This is a genomic window from Stenotrophomonas sp. 2619 (genome assembly GCF_040548725.1).
Lineage (GTDB): Bacteria > Pseudomonadota > Gammaproteobacteria > Xanthomonadales > Xanthomonadaceae > Stenotrophomonas > Stenotrophomonas maltophilia_AP.
Genome location: NZ_JBEPSF010000003.1, coordinates 175,724 through 193,125, shown reverse-complemented (window position 1 = coordinate 193,125; position 17,402 = coordinate 175,724). Strand labels below are relative to the sequence as shown.

Here is a 17,402-nt window from a genome sequence, read left to right as displayed (position 1 = left end):
CCGAGACAATGATCAAGCGATGCATGTTACTACACATCGAAAATGTGATCTCCACCTCATCTTCACATTGCGAAGTTGAAGCGCTATCGACGGACACCCCGAATCGTGCAGAATCCGTGCGCCGCCGCGGCGTGCTCACACGGAACGTGCGCGCGGCATCCCACTACCAGCACGAAGAGATACCACCCGATGTCCATCAAGACCACCACCCTGTGCGCCCTGCTCGGCCTGCTTGCACCGACCGCCGCCATGGCCCAGGACAGCACCGCCACCACGCTGTCGCGCCTGCTGGAATGCAAACTGACCGCCGACCAGGTGGCCGCCTTCACCGACAGCATCAACGCCGAGGAAATCACCGACTTCGCCCATGCCGGTTCGGCCGCGTCGGGCGACGCCGCGCTGAGCCTGTGGAAGAGTGACGCGCCGATCACCGCCTGGGGCGAAACGTCCGACCTGGTGCACCTGTCCAGTACCACCGAAATGCTGCTGGCCTTCAAAGTCACGCCGGGGCAGGAACTGGCCCGCGGCAAGGCCATCGTGGATCGCATCGGCGGCATGTCGCCGCGTCCGGACCAGGCCGCGATGGAAGAAACCTACGGCTGGAAGGGCATGGACTACCGCAAGGCGCTCAGCGGCAACCGCAACGCGCGCGTGCTGGTGGACCTGAGCTATTCGCCGGGCTGGGTCACCGTGGGCTGCGCCTACGGCGACATTCTGTAACGCACCGGCAACCGGTAGAACAGACGGCGCGGGAAGCGATTCCCGCGCCGTCTGCGTTTGCGCTGCGACGTTGTGTCGCAGCTGTGGCGCCGGCCCGCTTGATTTTTGTCATGGTCGCCCCGGGGTGGCGCGCCGATCCTGTACGGGACACGCAACCAACTCTCCACAAGGATCCGGCCATGCACTACGCCCCCGACAATGCCCAGCTGTTGAATGCCCTGCAGAACGTCATGGTGATTTCCACCACCGACCTGCAGGGCAACATCACCTATGCCAACGACCTGTTCTGCACGCTCACCGGCTTCACCCGCGACGAACTGATCGGCCAGCCGCACAGCATCGTGCGCCACCCCGACGTGCCCAAGGCCGTGTACAAGGACATGTGGGACACCATCAAGGCCGGCAAGAGCTGGACCGGCATCGTGCCCAACCTAGGCAAGGGCGGCGCCCTGTACGTGGTGGACACCACGGTGCAGCCGCTGTTCGACGCGCAGGGCACCATCACCGCCTACATCAGCATTCGCCGCGTGGTGAACGAACTGATGAGCAACTTCGACGCAGTGGAGTTCAGCAAGGAAAAGTTCGACGCCTTCTACGCTGCCGCCTGATGGACGCTGCCTCCCCGATCCAACGCGTGCTGGTCGGATACGGCTCCGAATCCGGCAACGCACGCGCCCTGGCCCATCGCCTGGGCGCGTTCCCGGCCCTGCAGCGGCACGCGCCGCAGGTGCTGGCCTTCAACGACATCGACGTCGCCTCGCTTGGCGCGGGCGACGTGCTGCTGGCGCTGTCCAGCTCCTTCGGCGACGGCGAGCCGCCCGCCAACGGCGAGCGTTTCGCCGAGGCGCTGCGGCAGACCCCTGCCCTGCCCGGGCTGCGCTACGCCGTGTTCGGGCTGGGGGATACCGGCTACCCGCGCTTCTGCGGCTTCAGCAAAACCCTCGATACCCTGCTGGGTGAGCGCCAGGCACGGCCGATCATGCACCGGGTCGACGCCGATGCAGGCTACGAGCACTTCTTCGACCAATGGGCGCCGGTGCTGGGCGACGTGCTGGACGGCAACGAAGCGGCAGGCCGCGACCTTCGCCTGCAGGTGACCGCGTATGCCGAGGACAATGCGTTCGCCGCGCCGATTACCACGCGTCGTCGCCTCAGCGCACGCGATCCGGCGGCATGGCACCTGGAGCTGGACCTGCGCGGCAGCGGTATCGCCTACCGCGCGGGCGACACCCTGCATGTGGTGGCCCCGAACGACCCGACGCTTCTACAGGCACTGGCGCGCTGGTATGGCCAGGACGAAGCGGTCGACCTGGTGCGCAACAAGGAGCTGCGACTGCTGGGCAGGACCGTGCTGCGCGAGCTGGCACGCCTGGGCGGCAGCGACGCACTGAAGGACCTGCTGCGTAGCAGCCAGCGCCCGGCACTGGAGGCCTACCTGCACGGTGCCGACCTGCTGGATGTCCTGAATGACCACGCCAGCCCCGACCGCGTGCCACTGGCGCGGTTGGCGGAGCTGCTGTCGCATTGCCTGCCGCGCGCGTATTCGATCGCGTCGGCCGCCGGCAGCGCGCAGGCCGCCCTGTGCGTGCGCGAGGTGCGCTACACCCGCAGCGGTCGCGAGCGTCGCGGCACCGCCACCGGCTGGCTGCTGGACGGCGACGGCAGCGCCCGCGTCTACTGCCGCGCCAACCCGGGTTTCCACCTGCCCCGCGACCCGACCGCCCCACTGCTGCTGGTCGGCACCGGAACCGGTATCGCGCCGTTGATGGGGCTGTTGCACGAGCTGGACGCCGCCGGTCAGCAGCGCGAGGTGCACCTGGTGTTCGGCGAGAAGCATCGCGACCACGACTTCCTCTACCAGCAGCACCTGGAGGCGTGGCGCGCCGACGGTCGGCTGCATGGACTGCACACGGCCTTCTCGCGTGACGGCGTGGCCAAGTATTACGTCCAGCACGCGCTGGCCGAGCAGGCCGACACGGTCGGCAACCTGCTGCAGCGTGGCGCGCACGTGTACCTATGTGGCAACAAGCAGCATCTGGGCACGGCCGTGCAGGCGGCGATCAACACGATCGTGCCGGCCCGCGACGGCGGCGGCACGACGTGGGACACGTTGCAGGCGCAGGGGCGACTGCACCGGGAGCTGTACTGAGCGTCACCCGGGCCGTGCTGCGCGCTGCCCGGGCCTGCGCCCGTCCGTCAGCCGGCCGCCCCTGATGCGTCGGTTGCCGCCGCCAGTGCAGCCAGCCGCTCTGGCTGCAGCACCTGCATTTCGCGCTGGTTGACGGCAATCACGCCGTCATCGCTGAGACGGCGCAGCACGCGGCTGGCAGTTTCCGGCGCCATGCGCAGGTAGTTGGCGATCTCCACCCGGCTCATGCTCAGGTTGAAACGCAGCGGCGAGAAGCCGCGCCGGGCATACCGCTCGGACAGGTCCAGCAGGAACGCGGCCATGCGCTCCTCGGTGCGATGGTTGGCCGCCATCAACGCCACCTTGCCGATCTCGGCACTGAGTAGACTGAACAGCTTGGCCTGCAGGCCCGGCATGCGCGTGGCCAGCAGGCTCATGCGCGGGAACGAGAACCGGCACAGGTACACCGTGTCCAGCGCAACAGCGTTGCAGGGGTAACGCGCACCATGGATGGCATTGAGCCCGATCACCTCGCCCGGCAGGCTGAAGCCGAGCACCTGCTCGTTGCCCTGGCTGTCGTTGAGGTAGGTCTTGACCATGCCGCCGCGCACCGCGGCGATCGCATCGAAGGCATCGCCCGCACGGAAGATGTGCTCGCCCGCGCGGAACGGACCCACGTGATCCACCAGCACATGCAGCTCGGCCAGCGCGCTCTTGTCGTAGCCCTGCGACATGCACGCATCGGAAAACGCGCAGGTGCTGCAGAAATGCAGCGCGTCGCCGTCATCGGCGGCAGCGGGGTTGGGGGTTCCCGGCGACGACATGACGGTGGTGATCAGGGCTGGGCCAGCGCGAAGTCCAGGCCGGCGCACACGGCCGCCACCTGTGCATCGTTGCATTCCTGCGGGTTGGTACGCGGGCTGTCCGGATAGACCTCGGTGGTGGTGGCATAGCGGGCGTTGGTGAAGCCGGCGCAGGCACCGATCGAGCGGGATTCCCCCCACACCACCCCGTTGGACTGCAACGGCATGCCGATCAGCTCACCCTTGGCATCGGCCGGCGCGATATGCGTGACCTTCTCCACCGCCGCTACCAGCGCCTGCTGGAACGCCGGCTGCGGGTCTTCGCTGTTGCCGATCACGTAGAAACCATCGGGAATGATGTCCGGCACCAGTTCCTTGCCGTCGCGCGCGCAGCGGGCCGGATCGAATTCCTCCAGGTCGCTGTTGGTGGTTTCGTGCAGGTCCAGATGCACCAGCAGGCCATCCGCGCGTGCGCCCACCCAGCGCATCAGCGCGGCCGCCTCTTCGATCTGGCCACCGTCACGGAAGCTGCGGTTGGGATCGATCGCGTCGGGGTTCCAGCGCTGGATGCGCTCATAGCCCCACGGGCTGACGCACGGGGCCACGATAAGGTTGATGCGCCCGGCGTAAGCCTCAGCATGCTGGTCCAGGAACTGCAGCGCGCCATGCACGCCACTGGTTTCATAGCCGTGCACGCCGCCGGTAACCAGCGCGCTCGGCAGCGCCGGGTCCCACGCCTGGCTCACCACCGCAAACAGCGGGTAGTGGTCCGGGGCATAGTCGAGCTGGCCATACTGGACCACGTCGAACCGCTCGCCCAGGCGCTCAAGTGCGGTCACCACGTCCCCGTGATAACTGCGCTGGCGCTGCTGGCTGGCCCGCCACTGCGCGCGCTCGGCGTCGCCCCAGGGCTGGCCGGGGGTGCCGATCGGGTAGAAATGCGCAAGGGTCATCGGAGGCTCCAGAAGTCGGGAAACGGGCCCGCGCGAAAACGCGTGGCCCAGCCCGCTAGTGTAAATGCAGAAGGCCTGGCCGGTCCCAGCGGCGTCCGCGCAGGCCAGAATGGGCAAGGTGCCGGCCGGCACCTGACACCCCGGAAGGAAGGTAACGCGTGATCGACATCGCCCCTGCAGTTCCCCACCAGGTAGAGGCCCTGGTAGCCCTCGACAGCGTGGCCGGTCACGACCCCGGGCGCGCCGCGCAGATCCGCGCATGGGTGCAGGCCGGCACGTGCCACGTGCTCTGCGTGGACGGGCGCGCAGCGGCCTACGGCGTCCTGCATCACCAGTTCTTCAACTGCGGATTCATCGAAATGCTGATGGTCGGGCCCGGATATCGGCGCCAGGGCCTGGCCCGCCAGCTGGTCGAGCACCTCCGCGCGCAGTGCGCGCGCCCCAAACTCTTCACCTCGACCAACCGCTCCAACACCGCAATGCACGCGCTGCTGCTGCAGGCCGGATTCCAGCGCAGCGGTTACATCGACAACCTGGATGAAGGAGATCCAGAATGGGTGTTCTTCTGCCGGGTGAGCGGCGGCTGATGTTGGCCCCCAAGTGCCACGGCAACGTTGTGGTGATCCGCCTGGCTTTTTCCGTGGCCACCACCCACCCCTTGCTGCAGGATAGGCAACGACACCGCGCTTTTTGGGCGGTGGTCGGCGGGTCGGGCGCTGGGTCCCCATGCCCTTGGAGGCGAAATAAAGGGGGAGGTGGCGGCCGCAGGCCGACGCCGGAGGACATTCGCCGGAAAGGGCATGGGGGCCCAGCCCCCGACCCATCGACGGCCGCGTTTCGAAAGCGTCAAGGCACGCTTCTGCTTGCCCCGCATATGGGCGAAGACCAAAAAAGGGGGGCCGGTTGCCCGGCCCCCGCATGCACCGACCAACGGTCGGTGCCTACCGACGTGTGTCGGTGCCCACCCGCGTGTCATGCGGCCTGCACTTCCTCGTAGCCGTTGAAGCGCATGTCGCTGGACGCACGCCCCTGGGTCAGCGAGCGCAGCGCCGTGGTGTAGCCGGCCAGCCGCGCCAGCGGCGCATAGCCCAGCACTTCCACCTGCGCGCCGTGGTCCTCGATGGACGCCACCCGCCCTTGCCGGCGGTTGAGGTCGCCCACCACATCGCCCACGTTGCCCGACGGCGCATGGATCGCTACTTCCATCACCGGCTCCAGCAGGCGCGTGCCTGCCGTGGCCAGCGCCGCTTTCACCGCCTCGCTGCCGGCGCGATGGAACGCCATTTCCGACGAGTCCTTGGCATGGGTCTGGCCGTCGGTCAGGGTCACCTCGATCCCGACCACCGGATGCCCGCGCGGACCCTCTTCCAGCGCCGCGCGCACGCCCTTCTCCACCGCCGCCACGAACGCCTTCGGAATGACCCCGCCCACGGTGCGGTCGACAAAGCGCACCGCATCGTCGCCGGTGGGCGCCACCTCGATCAGCACCCGGGCGAACTGGCCCTGGCCGCCGGTCTGCTTGGCCACCTTGCCTTCCACGCCCTGCACCGCGCGCGACGGCGTTTCCTGGTAGGCCACGCGTGGTTCACCCACCCGCACCGGCACATTCCACTCGCTGCGCAGGCGCTCCACCATCACCTCCAGGTGCAACTCGCCCATGCCCCAGATCAGGGTCTCCCCGGTCACCGCGTCGGTCGCGACGCGGAACGAGGGATCTTCCTGGGCCAGGCTCGACAGGCCCTGGCTCATCCGGATCAGGTCGGACGCCTTGTCAGCATTCAACCGCCAGGCCAACACCGCGTGCTGGGCATGGATGGTGTCCAGCAACAGGGGCGCGGACGGCGCACTGAGCGTTTCACCGCTCACCGCATCCTTCCAGCCGATCACCGCCACGATCTCACCGGCGACCGCTTCGGTGATGTCGTGGGTGTGGTCGGCCTGCACCCGCACCAGCCGACTGATGCGCCGACCCTGCGCGTGCTGCGAACTGGCCACATGGTCGCCCACCTTCAAGGTGCCCGAGTACAGCCGCACGAAGCTCAACGCGGCATGGCTCTGGTGGGTGATCTTGAACAGCAGGCCCGCCAGCGGTCCCTTCGGGTCCGGCGGCAGCAGCACCTCGTCGTCGCCACGGGTGGCCACGACCGCAGGACGGTCCAGCGGCGAGGGCAGGAAATCCACGATCGCGTCCAGGAGCGTGTCGATGCCCTTGCTCTTGAACGCCGCCCCGGCCAGCACCGGCACGCCCGCACCGGCCAGGGTGGCCCGGCGCAGCGCAGCGCGCAACAGCGCGTCATCCACGGCCTCGCCCGCCAGCCAGGTGTCGGCCAGCACGTCGTCATGGTTGGCCACCGCCTCGATCAGACGCAGACGATACGGTTCCCACTGCGTCTGTTCGTCTGCGGTCCATCCGCTGCGGGTCGGGTTGCCGGCGTCGTCCCACTCCACGCGTTGCCGGGCGATGAAATCGACCCAGCCGTGGAAGTGGTTCTCATCGCCCAACGGCCAGCCGAGCGCCCACGGACGCGCCTGCAGCTTGTCCTGCAACTGCGCCAGCACGCGCTCGAACGACGCACCGATGCGGTCCATCTTGTTGACGTAGGCGATCAGCGGCACGCCGTGGCGACGCGCCTGGTGCCAGACCGTTTCGGACTGCGGCTGCACGCCATCGACCGCGGAAAACACCGCGACCGCGCCATCCAGCACGCGCAGCGAACGCTCCACTTCGATCGCGAAATCGATGTGCCCGGGGGTGTCGATCAGGGTCAGCCGATGGTCGTCGCCACCGCGCGGCGCCCAGTGCGCCTGCACGGCGGCCGCACCGATGGTGATGCCGCGTTCGCGCTCGATCGCCGAGAAATCGGTCGTGGCTGCGCCGTCATGCACTTCGCCGACGCGGCGGATCTCGCCGGTTTTCCACAGCAGGCGTTCGGTGAGCGTGGTCTTGCCGGCGTCGATGTGGGCAATGATGCCCAGGTTGCGCCAATGGGAAAGGGTATGGGTGTGGGTGTTCATGGTGGGTACTCGCATCGCCAACATCGGGGAGCCGCACGCCGCCGTTGGCTAACGGGCGTGCGGCCAGGTTTGGGGCTCGGCGATCTGGTGCATGGCACGTTCTCCTTTGAGGCGTTCTGTAACAGGGGAAGGAAGTAAAACGCGGAAACGAAAAGAGCGCCCGATGGGGCGCTCTGTCTGGGTCGTTCAGGGGGATCGGGTATCGATCAGCCGCCGGATGAGCCGCAGGGCAGACGCGCCCGTTCCACGCTTGCGCGGGTCTGGGTAAAAAACGTCAGGAGCGGTTGCGAACGCATCGGGGTGGCCTGGTAGGAATGGCGCCATTGTAGACCTGTGCCGGCCGGCAGCAAGGGCTTTTATGCACTACCGGCAGAACACTGACGCCCATGCGTCACGCGAATCTCCACTGGCAGAACAATAGAACCGGGGTGTCTCAGTCCTTGCAGCCCGCCGCCGCCCGCGCCTCGCCCACCGTCGCGGCATGGCCTTCGCCCGAGGACACCCAACCGGCGAGGGAGAACGCCGGATCGATGCGGGCCGCCTTCGGCTGCGTACCGATCAACACCTCCATCCAACTGCCCACGGCCGGCAGCTCGGCGATCCTCGCGTCACGGTCGTCGTCGGTGCTGAAGCCGGCATCAGGCCCGGAACGCGGCGTGGATTCTTCCGTGGCGGTCTTGCGCGCACGTACCCGCAAGGCACCGTCGGGCATGCGCTGGGTAGTCACTTCGGCACGCTCCACGCCATAGGCCCACTTTGATTCGGCGCTGCGCGTGGTTTCGCTGCCGTCGTCGGCCACCTCCACGTTCTCACCGGTCCATTGCATCACCTGCACCACGCCGCCCACGCTGCCCATCATCGCGGCGTACACCAGCATCTGCCGCTGCTCCAGCGGCAGCGTGGCCACCTCCGGCTTGTCGGCGGGCACCTTGATGTAGCCGACCTTGCGGCACAGCATCATCACCCCGCCGTCGGCCCAGGTGGTCAGCTGGTCGCCGTCGGCGAAATGCTGCGTCTGCATCCGCGCGATCTCTGCGCCTGCGCTGGGCAGGTGCTGCACATCGATGCTGGCGGCAGCTTCGCTGACCTTGCTCAACGACACCGTGCTCAAGGCGGCTGCATGGGTGGCGCCAGCGAGAGCGAGGAGCGCGGTGGCCAGTGCGATGCGGGTGGGCGTGTGGGTCATGGGATCCATCCTTTGCGGTAGCGCGTCGATCAAGCTCGACGTCGAACAGGGCCGCGCATGATACGTGGGCGAAACGGCGCCGTGGCCCGCTGCGACCGGATGTCGCAACCCCGCATATGCGAATGGGTTGCAATTGCATCAGAGCGCCAACCGGTTAAAATGGCGTGCAGATTCCCCTTGCCTGGATTGGAATCGACGTCCGCAGTGTTGCGCATCGCCGCCGGCCAGGCATTCGCCCCCTTCGTCCCGAGCCGCGCCATGCATTCTCCTGCCCCCCTCCCCTCCAGGCTGCGCCGCACCCTGTTGTCCCTGGCCTGCACCGTGGCCGCCACCACGCTCGCATTCGATGCCCTCGCCCAGCAGGCCACCGCGCTGGATGCGGTGCGGGTCAACGCCTACCGCGCTGCCAACAGCACCAGCGGCGCCACCAAGACCAGCACCAGCATTGCCGAAACGCCGCAGTCGGTGTCGGTGATCGAACGCGCCGAACTGGATGCGCGGGGCGTGCAGTCGCTCAACGACGCGATGCGCTACGTGGCCGGTGTGAGCCTGGAAAGCAGCGGCATCGACAACCGCGTGGACGACTTCCGCATCCGCGGCTTCGATGCGGGCAGCTGGTCCAACAACGTCACCCTGGATGGCATGCGTGCGCCGCAGGGCAGCCAGTGGAACCGCAGCATGTTCGACAGCTGGAACCTGGAGCGGGTGGAAGTACTCAAAGGCCCCTCGGCGGTGATGTACGGGCAGATCGCCCCGGGCGGCATGGTCAACCAGGTCAGCAAGACGCCCATGCCAGACCAGGCCCAGCAGCTGCGTCTGGGTGTGGATGCCAATGGCCAGTACAGCGCCGCCTTCGACGTGGGCACCGGCACCGCCGACAACGACCACCTGTTCCGCCTGGTCGGGCTGTACCGCGACGGCGACACCCAGATCAACCATACCGAACAGAAGCACTGGTTCCTCGCGCCCAGCTACAGCTGGCAGATCGCCGAGCGCACGCGCCTGACCCTGTTGGGCATGTACCAGAAGGACGACGGCGGCTCCACCTACCAGTTCCTGCCGGCCGCCGGCACGCTCAACCCCACCCGCTACGGCTACATGAAGAACAGCACCTTTATCGGCGAGCCGGGCTGGAACACCTTCGACCGCACACTGTGGACGGCCGGCTGGCTGTTCGAACACGCGTTCAACGACCACCTCACCCTGACCCAGAGCGCACGCCGCACGCATGTGGATTCGCTGTACCGCGGCGTGGTCACCTTCGGCGCGCTCAATGCCGACGGCCGCACCCAGAACCGCCGCGGCGTGATGGGCACCGGCGACTCGGACGGCGACACCTTCGACACCCGCCTGCAGGCCCGCTTCACCACCGGCGCGGTAGACCACACCGTGCTGCTGGGCTGGGACTGGCAGCGGGCCGACTGGGAAGGCGTGCGCAGCGCGATGAGCAGCCCGCGTCCGATCGACATCTTCAACCCGGTGTACTCGACCTACGTGCCCACGCTGAGCACCGAAACGCCCACCGCCGGCGTCAACCGCCAGAGCGGCGTGTACCTGCAGGACCAGCTGGCGCTGGGCAACTGGCGCCTGACGCTGGGCGGCCGCTACGACTGGACCAAGGACGACAGCAGCAGCGCCAACCGCAACATCAGCACCGGCATTTCCACTCCGGGTGGGCGCAACGTGATCAAGAGCGAGGCGTTCACCGGCCGCGCCGGCGTGCTGTATGTATTCGAGAACGGCCTGACCCCGTATGTGAGCTACGCCGAATCGTTCCAGCCCTCGACCAAGTCGCCGCTGGACAGCTTCACCCAGGCCACCTTCGAGCCGGTCACCGGGTCGCAGTGGGAGGCCGGCCTGAAGTACCAGCCGGCCAGCGTGGATGGGCTGGTGACGCTGGCGGTGTATGACCTGCGCCAGCAGAACATGATCGTCGACGACCCGGTGGCCAGCCACCGCAACTGCGGCGCTACCGGCACCGCCACCTGCTCGATCCAGGGCGACGAAGGCCGCGTACGCGGGATCGAACTGGAAGGCCGGATCACCCCGTTCGAGGGCTTCAGCCTGATCGGCGCGGCGTCGCAGATGGACGCGGAGATGACCCGTTCGGCGCCCTACAAGGGCAAGGCGCTGGCGATGGTGCCCGACTACAGCGCCTCGTTCTGGGCCGACTACACCTTCCAGGGCGGCGCACTGCAGGGCCTGAGCCTGGCGGCCGGCGCGCGCTACAACGGGGTGAGTTACGGCGACAGCGCCAACCTGTACCGGATTCCGTCGTACACGCTGTTCGACGCCGCGATCCGCTACGACGTGGGCCAGATCGGCAACACCACGGTGCGCCTGGCACTCAACGCCAGCAACCTGGCCGACAAGCGCTTCGTGTCCACCTGCACCGGGGTCTCGTCGTGCTACTACGGCAGCGGCCGCACGGTGACCGCGACCGCGACGCTGGGGTGGTAACGGGGCGATGAAGCGCGGCGGGTGAATCGCACCCCCGGTAGAGCCGACCGTTGGTCGGCTGCCCTTGATCCGGGATTGCGTGGAGCCGGCCAGCGGCCGGCACTACCGGTGCGCGACCCTCATGCCGACCAACGGTCGACACCTACGCGTCGGCCACCACCACCAGCGGCACGCCGCGCTGCGGGTGCTGCAGTACGATCACCGGCTGCTGGTACACGCGGCCCAGATGGGCTTCGGTGAGCACTTCCGCGGGCGTGCCATCGGCGGCCACCCGGCCCTGCTCCAGCAGCACGATGCGGTCGGCGTAGCCCGCCGCAAGATTCAGGTCGTGCAGCACCACGATCACGCAGGCGCCGGCATCGGCCAGCGCGCGCACGCTGCGCAGCGTGCGCTCCTGGTGACGCAGGTCCAGCGCCGCGGTCGGCTCATCCAGCAGCAGCAAGGGGGTCTGCTGGGCCAGCACCCGGGCAAACGTGGTGCGCGCCGATTCCCCCCCGGACAGCTGCTGCACCTCGCGCAGGCGCAGCGCCTGCAGTTCGGCCGCGGCAATGGCCGCTTCCACCTGCGCATCGTCGGCGGCCGGGTCCGGCGGATGCGGCAGCCGCCCCATCGCCACCACTTCCTCCACGCTGAAGGCGAACCGCACCCCGTGCTCCTGCGGCATCACCGCACGTTCGCGGGCCAGCGGCCCGGCCTTGTAATCGGCCAGCGGCCTGCCCTGCAGCAGCACCTCGCCCGCATCGGCCTGCAGGTCGCCCGCAGCCACCGCCAGCAGGGTCGACTTGCCCGCACCGTTGGGCCCGACCAGCGCCGTGACCGTGCCCGGCACAAAATCCAGCGCGATCCCATGCAGGATCTCGCGCTGCTGGCGACGCACGATCACCCCGCGCAGGCGCAACAGCGCGCTCATGGGGTGTCCTTGCGGCGCTGCTGCAGCACAAGCCACAGGAAGAACGGCGCGCCCAGCGCGGCCGAGAACAAGCCCAGCGGAATCTCCGCGGGCGGGTCCAGGGTGCGTGCGGCCGTATCGGCCACCACGATCAACAGCGCGCCCAGCACGCCCGACACCGGCAACAGCCAGCGATGGCCCGGGCCCACCAGCATGCGCGCCACGTGCGGCACCACCAGACCCACGAACGCCACCGAACCGGCAAATGCCACGGCCGCCCCCACCAGCAGCGCACTGAAGGCCACCAGACGGCGCCGCGTGCGGGCCACGTCCAGGCCCAGATGCTGGGCCTGGCGTTCGCCCAGCGCCAGCATGTCCAGCGGCGTGGCCAGGCGCTGCAGCGCGAACGCGCCGATGGCGAACAACGGCAGCACCGCCACCACGTCGCGCCAGCTGGCCCGCGCCAGCGACCCCATCTGCCAGAACACCAGCGACTGCAGCTCGCTTTCACTGGCGATATAGGTCAGGAAACCGATCAGCGCCGAACAGAACGCCGCCATCGCAATGCCCACCAGCAACAGCGTCGCATTGCCGCTGCCTTTGCCCGGCCGCGCCAGCAGGTAGGTCAGGCTGATCGCCACGGCGCCGCCGACGAACGCGGCCACCGGCACGATCCAGCCGGCCGCACCGGCCGCGCCCAGCACGATGGCCGCTACCGCGCCGAGGGCCGCGCCCTGGCTGACCCCCACGATGCCCGGGTCGGCCAAGGGATTGCCGAACAGCCCCTGCAGGCTGGCACCGGCCATCGCCAACGCGGCGCCGACCATCGCCCCCAGCAGCGCGCGCGGAATGCGCAACTGCCAGACCACCGCCAGGTCACGGCTGCTCACCGCCTGCGGGTCCACCAGCCCGAGCTTCACCCCGAGCGCCTGCAGCACCTCCAGCGGTGGCAGCCGTAACGGCCCCACCGCGAACGAGGCGAGCACCGCCAGCAGCAGCACCACGGCGGCCAGCAACAGCATGCCGCGCCCGCGGCGGCGGCGCCGATCGGCCGGACTCATGCCTTGGGCAGCGCCGCCAGCGCCTTGGCCAACGCCAGTGCGCCCACGCCGGAACCGACGCTGGCGTACTTGAGCTGCACATCGGGCATCACCCAGACCCGGTTGGCCTGTCCGGCCGGGGTCTGCTTCAGGGTCGGGTAGGCCTTCCACAGGCCGTCGGCGCCGCCGAACAGGGCCAGGTCGTGCTCGGTCACCAGGATCACCTCCGGTGCCGCCGCCACCACGCCCTCGTTGCTCAGCGCCGAGTAGTTGGCCACGCCGGCTTCGGTACCGATGTTGAGGCCACCGGCCAGCGCGATCAGCTTGGCCGATGCGCTGTCGGTGCCGGCCACGGTCGGCGCGCCACCGGCACCGGTGGCCGAAACGTGGATCACGCGCGGTGCGCGCCCACTGGCCTTGCCGATGGCCGCCGCTTCGTCCAGCTGCTGCTGCACCTGGCTGGCCAGCGTCTGCCCGGCGTCGGCCAGGCCCAGCGCTGCGGCGATCTTGCGCACCTTGTCCGGGGCCGGCTGCAGGTCGTCCACCACCACCGCCGGCTCACCCACCGCGCGCAGCTTCTGCGCCAGTTCGGTGTGGCGGCGCAGGCTGTTGCCCAGGAACAGCGAGCCCTGCAGGCTCAGCACGCCTTCCACGCCGGTGGTGCGGTTGAACAGGAACTGGTGCGGCGCGGCGCGGCCGGACGCGGTCGTGGTGTTCTTCGGGGCGGCAAACACCTGCTTGCCCAGACCCAGCGCATCGATCACCGCAATCACGTCATCGCCGCCGACGATGATCCGGCTGGTGTCATCCACCTCGACCTCGGCGCCATCATCGGACCGCACCTTGGCCGGCAGCACGGCGGTCTGGCCGACCAGACGCGGCAGCGCGCCGCCATCCAGCCGCGTCCAGCCGGCAGGCACTGCGTCGGCGGCAGAACGCTCGGCGGCGGGCGCGGTGGTGGCCGCTGGCGCGTCGGTCGCCGGCGGGGTGGCCGGGCCACTGCAGGCGGCCAGTGCCACGGCCATGGCGAGCGGCAACAGCCGCAGGGAAGTATTGGTTTTCATCATGACTCCTTCGACAGGGCGGCCGATGACCGCCCTGCCCGTTGGCTCAACGCTGGCGCAGCGCGATGCGGGTGATGCGGTCGCCCTTGGGATCGTCGGTGCCGCGCGACTTGTTCACCGCGAACACGTTGCCCTTGCCGTCGGCACGCACGTGGTTGGGGAAGGTGCCGCCGTCCAGGTTGCCGACCACCTTGCCGTTGCGGTCCACCACGGTCACGGTACCGGCACCGCGGTTGGTCACGTAGGCCAGCCCCGCCTTCGGGTCGAAGGCAACGTTCAGCGCACCGGCACCCACTGCGACGTCGTGCAGCACCTTGCCGCTGGCGACATCCACGATCAGCAGGTTGTCGGTGCCCTGCGAGGCCACGTACAGGCGGTTCTGCTGCGCGTCATAGGCCACGCCCGAGGCGCTGATCGAATTGCCCAGGTCGATCACCTTGTCGACCTTGCCGCTGGCCACGTCGATCACCGCCGCTTCGGGTGTGCCGATGCTGACGGTGAACAACTTGCCGCTGGCCTCGTCCAGCACCAGGCTCATCGGGACGAACTTTTCATCGTCCACGCCCGACGCCAGCGTGATCGGTTCCAGCGCCTTGAAGGTCTTCGCATCGAACACCGACAAATGGTCTTCACCGGTCGCCGACGCGAACACCTTGCCGCGCTTGGCATCCACCACCACGTCGCGCGCGTGCGGCACCGTGCCGACCGGGAACTGGTGCACCAGCGAGAGATCGGACTGGCGGTACACCGCAATGCTGTCCTGGCGGGTGTTGGTCACCCACACGTTGCCGTTGGCATCGTCCACGCCCACGCCGTACACGGCAAACACGCTGCCGCCCTTGGCATCGGGCACCTGTGCCGGGGTGATCGCCTTGATGACCTTGAGCGTCTTCGGGTCCACCTTCAGCAGCTGCGACTGGGTCACCGGCGGGCGGCCCACGGCCGAGGTCACGAAGACCGCGTTGCTGGCCGGGCTGTAGGCCGACTGGTACAGGCCCTGCACCAGCTTGTTGGACTGGGTGGTGAACTGCTCCTGCCCGGACAGCGGCAGCTGCGGCGACACGCGCAGCTTGAGCACGGCCGCTGCGGCCGGCTGGCTGGCGCGCACCACCACCGGGTGGGTACCCGGCACGGCGTCGGCGGGAATCTGCAACTGGGTCTTGAAGTTGCCTTCGGCATCCACGGTCAGCGGCTGCCCGTTGAGCACGGTGTCGCCCCGCAGCAGGCTGACCTGCTGGCCCGGCACGAAGCCGCGACCGATCACCTCGGCGCTGCTGCCCGGCACGACGTTCTCACCACGCGAGACAACTTCGCCCTTGAAGACGCTGGCGGGCTGGTCGAACACGGGCTGCGCGTTGCCCACGACGGCCAGCAGCAGGCCGGCGGCCAGGGTGGTGAGACGGAGGGAAGAACGGAATGACATGACAGGCTCCTTGCACGGGGTACCGCGCAGCGCGCGGTGGTTCATTGGTTGCCTGGGCCGGTGCAGAGGCGCACGGAAAGCCTGGGTAGCGGGGGTGCACGGCCAGGCCGTGCAGAAAAAGGGGAGATCAGGGCTGCGCGGGCGCTTCCCGGCTGCGGTCGCCCACGCCATACAGCGCGCTCAACGCGGCCTGCAACGACGCGGACAGCATCGGACCGTGGCCCAGTCCATCGAATTCGCGGTAGTGCACGTCCAGCCCGGGCACCTTGGACAGGCGCTGCGACAACTGCATGGCCGCATCCGGCGTGGCACCGCCGATCCGGCGCAGGTGCGCCACCACGCGCGGGTTGCTCATGTCGCGCTTGCCGCGATCACCCACCCGCTCGGCGCCGCCGAGCATCACCCACACCGTGGCGGGCTGGCCGTGCTGGTTCTCCAGGAACTGCCGTTCCATGTCGCCCAGCGGTGCACCCTGGCTCCACCACAACGAGGGGCTGGCGGCCAGGTAGTACTGGAACGCCGCCGGGCGGGTGTAGAGCGTGCTCAGCACGAACAGGCCGCCCAGCGAGTGGCCCCACAGCGCCTGCTGCTGGCGGTCGATGGTGGCGCGCTTCTCCACTTCCGGCTTGATCCGCCGTTCGATCAGATCCTGGAACGCAAACGCACCGCCGCCCACCACGGTCGGCTGCCCACCCTCATCGTCGGCCCGGTCGATCCAGGCGGTGTAGTCGGTGGTGCGGGCAGGCGAGTCGATGCGCAGGTCGTTGTCGTAGCCGATGAACACCAGCACCGGCGCAGCCTTGCGCGCCGCCAGCTCGGCCAGCAGCGGCTGGTCCATCACCATCGCCGCGGCGTTGCCGTCGAGCATGTACAGCACCGGCGCGGGCGCCTTGCCGCCGCGCAACGGGATGCCCACGTTGACCTGCCAGCGACGCTGCCCGTCCGGGCTGTCCAGGCTGAAGCGCTCGAAGCGATAGCTTTCGGCCTTCTGCTCGAAGATCGTGTTGCTCACCCGCTGCTGCGGGTTGCGCTGCTGTGCCGATGCGCTGGGCAGGCTGAAGGCCAGGCTCACCATCAGACCGGCAACGGGCAGCAAGGCATATACGCGGCGGCGGGCCGCAAAGGACAACGTCATGGGCACTGGTGGGCGGCAGCACAGGGCCACGCCGCCCTCTTCACATGGAGAAAACGCAGTGTAGCCTAAATGCGAATGCTTATCACATAGATCCCTGTAACGGCGTGTATCCGCGCGCCGCCGGCTGCAAAAGCAGAGGCCCGACCAAACGGCCGGGCCCCTGCGCAGTGTTCAACCGGCAGCCGACTTATTCTTCTTCGTCCTGCCCACCCTGCTGACCAGCGCGCTCGCGCTTCTGGTCCTGATCCTGGTCCTGCTGTTGCTGCTGCCCCTGGCGCTGCGGATCGCGCTGCTGCTGTTGCTGGCCCTGCTGACCCGGCTGGTTCTTGTCCTGCTGGTTCTGTTGGTTCTGCTGCGGGTTCTGGTTGGTACCCATCTGTGCATCTCCGGTGTTCGGCAACGAAATGATGCCGGTGACTGCACCGTAGATGTGCACGGGTTAGCAGCGCGTGCGAAGTTGGGCGCCGCGCGTAGACGCCACCCGCATATCACTAAACAATTCATGACACCGCCTGCAACTGACACCGCAACGACTGCGCAAGCGGGAACTACGCGCGCGTTTTCGGGGTCGCGGCTGCGTCCGGTG

At 68.5% G+C, this 17,402-nt stretch carries 15 protein-coding genes; 5 read left to right on the top strand and 10 right to left on the bottom strand.

Annotated features, from left to right (window positions below; translation table 11 throughout):
- Window positions 1–189 precede the first annotated feature (189 nt).
- The 3 genes from ABIA71_RS05205 to ABIA71_RS05195 all read left to right on the top strand — a co-directional run bounded on the left by ABIA71_RS05205 (window position 190) and on the right by ABIA71_RS05195 (window position 2,869).
- Entirely contained in the window at window positions 190–720 is a 531-nt protein-coding gene (locus ABIA71_RS05205) for a hypothetical protein (RefSeq protein WP_354283680.1), read from the top strand.
- 179 nt (window positions 721–899) lie between these two features.
- Window positions 900–1,328 carry a PAS domain-containing protein gene (locus tag ABIA71_RS05200; protein ID WP_354283678.1) on the top strand — a complete coding sequence of 143 codons (429 nt, stop codon included), beginning with the start codon at window positions 900–902 and terminating at the stop codon, window positions 1,326–1,328.
- Window positions 1,328–2,869: a flavodoxin domain-containing protein gene (locus tag ABIA71_RS05195; protein ID WP_354283676.1), complete on the top strand. Its 1,542-nt coding sequence runs from the start codon at window positions 1,328–1,330 to the stop codon at window positions 2,867–2,869. Before ABIA71_RS05200 ends, ABIA71_RS05195 begins: the two co-directional genes overlap by 1 nt.
- Window positions 2,870–2,916: 47 nt before the next feature.
- Here the strand turns inward: ABIA71_RS05195 and ABIA71_RS05190 are convergent, their stop codons facing one another.
- The gene (locus ABIA71_RS05190; protein WP_354283674.1) at window positions 2,917–3,672 is read right to left on the bottom strand and encodes a helix-turn-helix domain-containing protein; all 756 of its coding nucleotides are present in this window, start codon (window positions 3,670–3,672) and stop codon (window positions 2,917–2,919) included.
- An 11-nt stretch (window positions 3,673–3,683) separates the two neighbouring features.
- Window positions 3,684–4,604: a M14 family metallopeptidase gene (locus tag ABIA71_RS05185; RefSeq protein ID WP_354283672.1), complete on the bottom strand. Its 921-nt coding sequence runs from the start codon at window positions 4,602–4,604 to the stop codon at window positions 3,684–3,686.
- A 158-nt stretch (window positions 4,605–4,762) separates the two neighbouring features.
- Here ABIA71_RS05185 and ABIA71_RS05180 point away from each other — a divergent pair, with 158 nt between their 5' ends.
- Window positions 4,763–5,191: a GNAT family N-acetyltransferase gene (locus ABIA71_RS05180; RefSeq protein WP_354283670.1), complete on the top strand. Its 429-nt coding sequence runs from the start codon at window positions 4,763–4,765 to the stop codon at window positions 5,189–5,191.
- A gap of 385 nt (window positions 5,192–5,576) precedes the next feature.
- On the opposite strand, the gene fusA is transcribed toward ABIA71_RS05180, so the two are convergent.
- Window positions 5,577–7,619, bottom strand: coding sequence for an elongation factor G (gene fusA, locus ABIA71_RS05175; RefSeq protein WP_354283668.1), 2,043 nt, complete (start codon window positions 7,617–7,619; stop codon window positions 5,577–5,579).
- 433 nt (window positions 7,620–8,052) lie between these two features.
- The gene (locus ABIA71_RS05170; RefSeq protein WP_354283666.1) at window positions 8,053–8,805 is read right to left on the bottom strand and encodes a hypothetical protein; all 753 of its coding nucleotides are present in this window, start codon (window positions 8,803–8,805) and stop codon (window positions 8,053–8,055) included.
- 258 nt (window positions 8,806–9,063) lie between these two features.
- On the opposite strand from ABIA71_RS05170, the gene ABIA71_RS05165 reads away from it, so the two are divergent.
- The gene (locus ABIA71_RS05165; RefSeq protein WP_354283664.1) at window positions 9,064–11,265 is read left to right on the top strand and encodes a TonB-dependent siderophore receptor; all 2,202 of its coding nucleotides are present in this window, start codon (window positions 9,064–9,066) and stop codon (window positions 11,263–11,265) included.
- 142 nt (window positions 11,266–11,407) lie between these two features.
- Here ABIA71_RS05165 and ABIA71_RS05160 read toward each other — a convergent pair whose 3' ends face one another.
- The 6 genes from ABIA71_RS05160 to ABIA71_RS05135 form a co-directional block, all read right to left on the bottom strand.
- Window positions 11,408–12,175: a heme ABC transporter ATP-binding protein gene (locus tag ABIA71_RS05160; RefSeq protein WP_354283662.1), complete on the bottom strand. Its 768-nt coding sequence runs from the start codon at window positions 12,173–12,175 to the stop codon at window positions 11,408–11,410.
- Entirely contained in the window at window positions 12,172–13,215 is a 1,044-nt protein-coding gene (locus ABIA71_RS05155; protein ID WP_354283660.1) for a FecCD family ABC transporter permease, read from the bottom strand. Before ABIA71_RS05155 ends, ABIA71_RS05160 begins: the two co-directional genes overlap by 4 nt.
- Window positions 13,212–14,258 carry a heme/hemin ABC transporter substrate-binding protein gene (locus tag ABIA71_RS05150; RefSeq protein ID WP_354283658.1) on the bottom strand — a complete coding sequence of 349 codons (1,047 nt, stop codon included), beginning with the start codon at window positions 14,256–14,258 and terminating at the stop codon, window positions 13,212–13,214. Before ABIA71_RS05150 ends, ABIA71_RS05155 begins: the two co-directional genes overlap by 4 nt.
- A 46-nt stretch (window positions 14,259–14,304) precedes the next feature.
- A complete protein-coding gene (locus tag ABIA71_RS05145; RefSeq protein ID WP_354283656.1) occupies window positions 14,305–15,681 on the bottom strand; it encodes a YncE family protein in 1,377 nt (458 codons plus the stop codon).
- Between the two features lie 127 nt (window positions 15,682–15,808).
- The gene (locus ABIA71_RS05140; protein ID WP_354283654.1) at window positions 15,809–16,816 is read right to left on the bottom strand and encodes an alpha/beta hydrolase; all 1,008 of its coding nucleotides are present in this window, start codon (window positions 16,814–16,816) and stop codon (window positions 15,809–15,811) included.
- Window positions 16,817–17,003: 187 nt separating this feature from the next.
- A complete protein-coding gene (locus ABIA71_RS05135) occupies window positions 17,004–17,192 on the bottom strand; it encodes a hypothetical protein (RefSeq protein ID WP_038692209.1) in 189 nt (62 codons plus the stop codon).
- Window positions 17,193–17,402: the final 210 nt, after the last annotated feature.

Excerpts from the sequence above, each read along its gene's own strand:
- ABIA71_RS05155 (WP_354283660.1), bottom strand. The coding sequence starts at position 13,215 with ATGAGTCCGGCCGATCGGCGCCGCCGCCGCGGGCGCGGCATGCTGTTG.
- ABIA71_RS05190 (WP_354283674.1), bottom strand. The coding sequence starts at position 3,672 with ATGTCGTCGCCGGGAACCCCCAACCCCGCTGCCGCCGATGACGGCGAC.
- ABIA71_RS05140 (WP_354283654.1), bottom strand. The coding sequence starts at position 16,816 with ATGACGTTGTCCTTTGCGGCCCGCCGCCGCGTATATGCCTTGCTGCCC.
- ABIA71_RS05145 (WP_354283656.1), bottom strand. The coding sequence starts at position 15,681 with ATGTCATTCCGTTCTTCCCTCCGTCTCACCACCCTGGCCGCCGGCCTG.
- fusA (WP_354283668.1), bottom strand. The coding sequence starts at position 7,619 with ATGAACACCCACACCCATACCCTTTCCCATTGGCGCAACCTGGGCATC.
- ABIA71_RS05135 (WP_038692209.1), bottom strand. The coding sequence starts at position 17,192 with ATGGGTACCAACCAGAACCCGCAGCAGAACCAACAGAACCAGCAGGAC.
- ABIA71_RS05185 (WP_354283672.1), bottom strand. The coding sequence starts at position 4,604 with ATGACCCTTGCGCATTTCTACCCGATCGGCACCCCCGGCCAGCCCTGG.
- ABIA71_RS05160 (WP_354283662.1), bottom strand. The coding sequence starts at position 12,175 with ATGAGCGCGCTGTTGCGCCTGCGCGGGGTGATCGTGCGTCGCCAGCAG.
- ABIA71_RS05205 (WP_354283680.1), top strand. The coding sequence starts at position 190 with ATGTCCATCAAGACCACCACCCTGTGCGCCCTGCTCGGCCTGCTTGCA.
- ABIA71_RS05200 (WP_354283678.1), top strand. The coding sequence starts at position 900 with ATGCACTACGCCCCCGACAATGCCCAGCTGTTGAATGCCCTGCAGAAC.
- ABIA71_RS05170 (WP_354283666.1), bottom strand. The coding sequence starts at position 8,805 with ATGACCCACACGCCCACCCGCATCGCACTGGCCACCGCGCTCCTCGCT.
- ABIA71_RS05165 (WP_354283664.1), top strand. The coding sequence starts at position 9,064 with ATGCATTCTCCTGCCCCCCTCCCCTCCAGGCTGCGCCGCACCCTGTTG.
- ABIA71_RS05195 (WP_354283676.1), top strand. The coding sequence starts at position 1,328 with ATGGACGCTGCCTCCCCGATCCAACGCGTGCTGGTCGGATACGGCTCC.
- ABIA71_RS05150 (WP_354283658.1), bottom strand. The coding sequence starts at position 14,258 with ATGAAAACCAATACTTCCCTGCGGCTGTTGCCGCTCGCCATGGCCGTG.